The following is a 5,313-nucleotide window of genomic DNA, read 5'->3' as shown; positions in this document are numbered from 1 at the left end:
TAGATTCTCCCAGCTTCGATATTTCAGATGAAATTAATTCTATCTTTTTGCTTGACTATGTGTTACGAAAATCGTTTTATTTAAAGCAAGGAGAAATTGCAAATGGCTCTCGCAAGGCTAAACGAATACACGTCGACACATTTTTGAATATGCCTATCGTCGTGCCTTATCTGAAAGAGCAAGATAGAATTGGTTCAATATTAACAGCTAGCACAAACCTTATCGCTGCCAATGAGCAAGACCAAAAACAAACGTTCAAAATAACAAAGAATATCAGCTCACTAATGCTAATGATTATCTAATTGGAACGATTAATATTAGATAATGCTTGCAGCCGAAACTAATTCGATTTATTTGTTAAAGGAACAAGTTGAATGCTGAATGTACCGGTGTAAAAAGAAATAGCTGATAATTATCCCTACTTTAACAGAAGATGTGCATAATTATGGAAGACAGAAATAATTCTAATTATTCAGGGACGAGAATCGTGAAATTATTGAAAGATACTTCCAGATAGGAATCCCACCTTCCCGCTAATCCACAACAATCTCCCGCATCCCACAAAACGCAACATCCTGCTGGTCACCAAACTGCCGCATGACCTCGCCGTGTGTCACGCAAGCGATACAATCATATGTTTGAGCGTACTTGCTCAGAGTTGTGAGCACTCGCGACTTAACTTCAGCGGCTGTCTCATAGTGCAGAGGACTGTCTGCAACTCGTCGGCCAGCATGTTGTCGATAAAGCTGATAGGCCACGCTGGCTTGTTCGTCAGTGTCAGTGCGTAAACCGGTGTTATCAGGTTGCCACTCGCGTAGTCCGAGCTCAACTTTTAATGGAATATCGTTAAACCGCACGATTTCTAGTGCCGTCTGCAAGGCTCGGGTATAGGGTGAGGCAAGTATTAATTGGACATGTTCGAATAGCGGCTGCTGGGCCAGTTTCTGCGCGATTGTGACACCATTCTCAGTCAAACCACCGAGTTCGCGGCCGAATCCTTGTAGACCTGCGTCGGTGGCTTGTTGATAGGTTGGTTCTGAGTGGCGAATAAGATAGACTTTCATGGAAAAGACCTCGATTACGTTAGATTTGATTCCATTATACTTGCTAACTAAGGAGGTCGTCTGAAAAGCTTCGGCTAAATTTAACATTTGGATTGATTGCCTGGAACTATATCTTAAATATGAATATAATGTCACCTAACTGAGGTTCAGAATTCTCGGAAGCTATCTCATTTCATGCGTGTATAAGTGTGGCGCCATGTACAGAAGTCTTGCCTGGACGGTAATAGGGGAGCGGCTAGACAACAACGTCATTGCTTGCCCGATGAGACGCCGTAAGTTTTTCATTTTCAGCTGGTAATTCCAATCACCTACGCGGTATGATAAAACCGAAAGACGACGGGGGAGATGGGCGGATGCAGACGACTTTAATCATTATTCGGGGCAATTCAGGCAGCGGTAAAACGACACTCGCACGAGCATTGCAGGCGCAGCTAGGGCACCATACGTTATTAGTGTCTCAGGATGTTGTTCGCCGAGACATGTTGATGAGTCGGGACTATCCTGGAAACCTGGCAATTGATTTGATTCAGAAAATTGCACGGTATGGCCTCGGAAAAGTTCCGGTCGTGATTGTGGAAGGTATTTTAGCCCGTGAACGATATGGTGCAATGTTAGCGCAGCTCAGCCAAGCGTTTCCCCAAGTGCTGACATACTACTTCGATGCCAGCTTTGAAACCACACTGAAACGGCATCAAAGTCGGCAGGGTGATTTTGGCCCCGCTGAAATGCAGCAGTGGTGGTTGCCAGATGATCAGCTCGGCGTACCAAACGAACGAATATTTACCGCGGAGCAGGACTTGGCGGCTGAAGTGCAACAAGTTTTATCGGAGCTACATCATGTTGGTGGAATGATATCGGATTGAGCGATAAAACGACAAGCGCGCTGAATTAAATGCTAAACAAGCGATTGTGTTTCGATGACTATTATATTAAGACCAAAGATTCCATCAAAAAGCGAACCCAGCAATTTTCCAAACGGAAAGTGCCGGGACCGCTTTTTATTTAAATCACCTCTCACATCCATGGCCGTTATCGAACATTGACGCCTCACAAAATCGTGATATAATGTCGAAAATTAGCCCAAAATATATGTTTATTTGGTATATAATCGCACATTACAAGGGATTTTCCATATAATTATATGTTCTAGAATCACATAGAGCATTGTATTTTTTATTTTCCAATCTGAATACCTACAATTCTCCTCAACACTAAAAATCAATCGCCGGGCTAAAGTTCTGACAGGCTTGGTCAACCAAATAGGCGATTGGTTTTGCCAGAACGTGGCTCGGCAAGTAGGCGACGCTGAAATCAAGACTCAGCTCGCTGGTCGGCAGTTTAAAGGCGTTAATAGGATACTGAGTAGGTTCAGCTGCCATTTTCGCCAGCATTTCAGTTGCAAGGACGATGCTGCCGAGTCCCTGGAGGGTTAAGCTAAGTGCAAAACGCGAATCGTTGACTTCAATCAGTGGAATGGTCTGTACACCTTTATCTGCGAAATAATGATCGACGAGTTCTTGAAAACGAGCTTCACCGACCGTTCGAATGACTGGTTCACCATTCATACTGGTTAATGTCGTGGACGTAAAGGGACGCCAAAATTGATTGGGCTGATATAACCGAGCCGTTTGAGGAATAACCAGCGAAAGTGAGATAGTTTGTAGTGGAACCGTTTTGATATGTTCCTGGTGAATCGTTTTGCCAATGAAGAAGTCTAGTTGATGACTGGCTAGTAGCGCTTCCGCTTTTGAGGTCGTGATTTCTAAAATCTTAGTTCGGGTATTTGGAAAATGGCGATAAAAATCAGGTAGCGTCTGGCTAAATCAGGTGTCAGCCATTGGTGGCGTAATCCCGATGGTCATACTCTGATATTTGTTTTGACTGATTTCTCTGAGTTCGGTGTTCATCATCTGATGTAGGCGGGCGTCGCTTTGTAAATAGGATAGTAATCGTTCGCCCGCGTAAGTTAGTTCCAGTGGACGGTGTTCACGATCGATGAGGTTCGTGCCAAAATGTAGCTCAGCGCTTTTGATGGTCCGACTAATATAAGGCTGACTAACAAATAAACTTTGTGCAGCTTTCGTCATACTAGCGTGTTGCTGAATGGCTTCTAAAAAAGTTAATAACTTGTTATCCAAAAAATCGCCACCTTTTATAAGTATTACTGTTAAATTAAAGTATAACCCATAACTGATTTGTAATGATAAAAAATCAGATTGTTATTTTTCTCGAAATGAAAGCGGTTATATAATACAGGTGTAGACAAAAAAGACTACTACTTGTGATTTAAATAACAGGTTAGATTAATCATCATTGGATTCAGAAAGGATGGTCAATGTGCTCAAAAAAGTAGATCAAGTTAACTGGGATTATCAGTATGACACGGTGGTTATTGGGTTTGGTGGTGCTGGCGCAACTGCTGCCCGGTTCGCCGCGGACGCAAAAGCGAAGGTCTTATTAGCCGATGCCGCACCGAATGGACATGAAGGTGGTAATACGCGTTACTCCGCACAACTGCTAGGGACGGTTGATAGTTTTGATGAAGGCAAGAAATATTATCAGAATTTGACGGCACCGATGCAACTTGATGAAGAAATGGTCGACACTTTCGTTGAGGGTATGGCGAATATGCGTGATTATGTTCAAAAATATCTTGATGTTGATCCAGTTAGTGTTAAGAATGATTTTACGCCAGCTGATACGCCCATTTCATTAGACAGTGCTGTCCACGAATTTCCAGAGTATGCGGGTGTGGAATCCTATGACTTCACTACTGTTCATCATGGCATCTTTGATGCTGCGTTGTGGAAAATTTTACGGCAAAAAGTCATTGATCGCCAACAGCAGATCGACGTATGGTTGAGCTCGCCAGCTCAGCATTTGATTCAAGACCCGACGACCAAAACAATTATTGGTGTCCAAATTGAGCGCCATCATGGTTTGGTTAACGTTCGCGCACTAAATGGGGTGGTCCTCGCCTGTGGTGGGTTTGAAAATGATCCGCAAGCTGTTCAGGATTATCTGGGGGCGGAACATTTAGCCCCGCTTGGAACGATGTTTAACAAGGGTGCCGGTGTCAAAATGGCCCAAGAAGTCGGTGCTGACTTATGGCACATGCAAAACTACGAATCACTTGGCTTCTTGCATGGGTTATCAGTCGCTGTGCCTAAAGGTCAACGGGGCCGGTTGATCTTAGGATGGCCTGAAGTGAACCATGGTAGCGTGGTCACAGTTGCGGATGACGGTAGCCGTTACTTTGATGAGAGTGAACCAAACCGCCATGGTCACATTTATGATCACGGTATGTGGCGAGTTCCTCGGACAAATGTCCATCCATACCTAGTCTTTGATGAAACTCAGTATCAGCAGATGACGGCCAGCCAGCACAATCCAATTGACAATCTGTCTGACTTAGTCGTAAAAGCGGCCAATCTAAAGGATTTAGCACGGATTATGGAAGCTGATAGCGAGATTTTGTCTAAGACGATTCGTGATTTTAATTATTTTGTTGAAAGCGGCACGGACTATGCGTTTAACCGGAAGATTGACACGATGCGAGCATTTGATGATGGTCCGTATTATGCGCTCAAACTAACCAATAATGTTCTCAATACTCAGGGCGGTCCTCGACGCAATCAACGTGCCGAAATTTTGGACACAAATGCGCAGCCGATTCCCCACTTGTATGGTGCCGGTGAACTTGGTGGCATCTGCGCCAATCAATATCAAGGCGGCGGCAATTTAGCTGAATGCTTGATTTTTGGTAAAATTGCTGGCGAAAATGCGGCAAAACCTAAGTATGAACAGCAGCAATCCGCCGATGAAGACGCAGACAATCAGCCAGATGCCAATACAGGTGCTTCAGCGCAACAAACGAGTACTAATGATTTAGTTACTGAATCGACACCGGAAATTCCAGTTGGCGAGAATCAGTATTTAGGGCGTTCAGATGATGGTATCGGTGGTCAGGTGGTTGTCCGAATTACCTATGCAGACGAGCAGCTGACTAATGTGGAAGTAGTTGAGCAACATGAAACTGGTGAAGTTGGCGGTCGCGCGATTGCTGAGTTGCCAGCAAAGATGGTTGCTGCTAATACTTACGACGTTGACGCAATCTCTGGTGCATCCGTTTCCAGCCAAGCCATCAAATCAGCGGTCAAGGACGCGCTAGCTCACGCCCAACAAACCGTTGCTAACGACTAATTCAGGACGTAATTTTGTCCGCCAAACGAATAAGCGCTTTTAGTTT

General features: G+C 44.3%; 4 protein-coding genes and 2 pseudogenes. 3 read left to right on the top strand and 3 right to left on the bottom strand.

Going from position 1 to position 5,313, the window contains the following annotated elements; genetic code table 11:
• Nucleotides 1–302 (top strand): annotated as a pseudogene (locus KGF70_RS16370) (restriction endonuclease subunit S); the annotation flags it as partial.
• Nucleotides 303–533: 231 nt separating this feature from the next.
• Here the strand turns inward: KGF70_RS16370 and KGF70_RS16365 are convergent.
• Complete coding sequence (locus KGF70_RS16365; protein ID WP_216769596.1) at nucleotides 534–1,064, bottom strand: histidine phosphatase family protein; 531 nt, start codon at nucleotides 1,062–1,064, stop codon at nucleotides 534–536.
• Between the two features lie 353 nt (nucleotides 1,065–1,417).
• Between KGF70_RS16365 and KGF70_RS16360 the strand changes: the two genes are divergently transcribed.
• A complete protein-coding gene (locus KGF70_RS16360; RefSeq protein ID WP_216769597.1) occupies nucleotides 1,418–1,927 on the top strand; it encodes a kinase in 510 nt (169 codons plus the stop codon).
• Between the two features lie 348 nt (nucleotides 1,928–2,275).
• Here the strand turns inward: KGF70_RS16360 and KGF70_RS17495 are convergent.
• Both KGF70_RS17495 and KGF70_RS17490 read right to left on the bottom strand, forming a co-directional pair.
• Nucleotides 2,276–2,869 (bottom strand): annotated as a pseudogene (locus KGF70_RS17495) (LysR family transcriptional regulator substrate-binding protein); the annotation flags it as partial.
• An 18-nt stretch (nucleotides 2,870–2,887) separates the two neighbouring features.
• On the bottom strand, nucleotides 2,888–3,202 hold the full coding sequence (locus KGF70_RS17490; RefSeq protein WP_253954911.1) for a LysR family transcriptional regulator: 315 nt from the start codon (nucleotides 3,200–3,202) through the stop codon (nucleotides 2,888–2,890).
• Between the two features lie 175 nt (nucleotides 3,203–3,377).
• On the opposite strand from KGF70_RS17490, the gene KGF70_RS16350 reads away from it, so the two are divergent.
• The gene (locus KGF70_RS16350; protein ID WP_216769599.1) at nucleotides 3,378–5,267 is read left to right on the top strand and encodes an FAD-binding protein; all 1,890 of its coding nucleotides are present in this window, start codon (nucleotides 3,378–3,380) and stop codon (nucleotides 5,265–5,267) included.
• Nucleotides 5,268–5,313 lie beyond the last annotated feature (46 nt).

Origin of the sequence: Lactiplantibacillus sp. 7.2.4 (assembly GCF_018991185.1) — a bacterium.
Taxonomy (GTDB): Bacteria; Bacillota; Bacilli; order Lactobacillales; family Lactobacillaceae; genus Lactiplantibacillus; species Lactiplantibacillus pentosus.
Note: the sequence above shows the minus strand (reverse complement) of the source record. Positions and strands in the feature narration are given on the sequence as shown.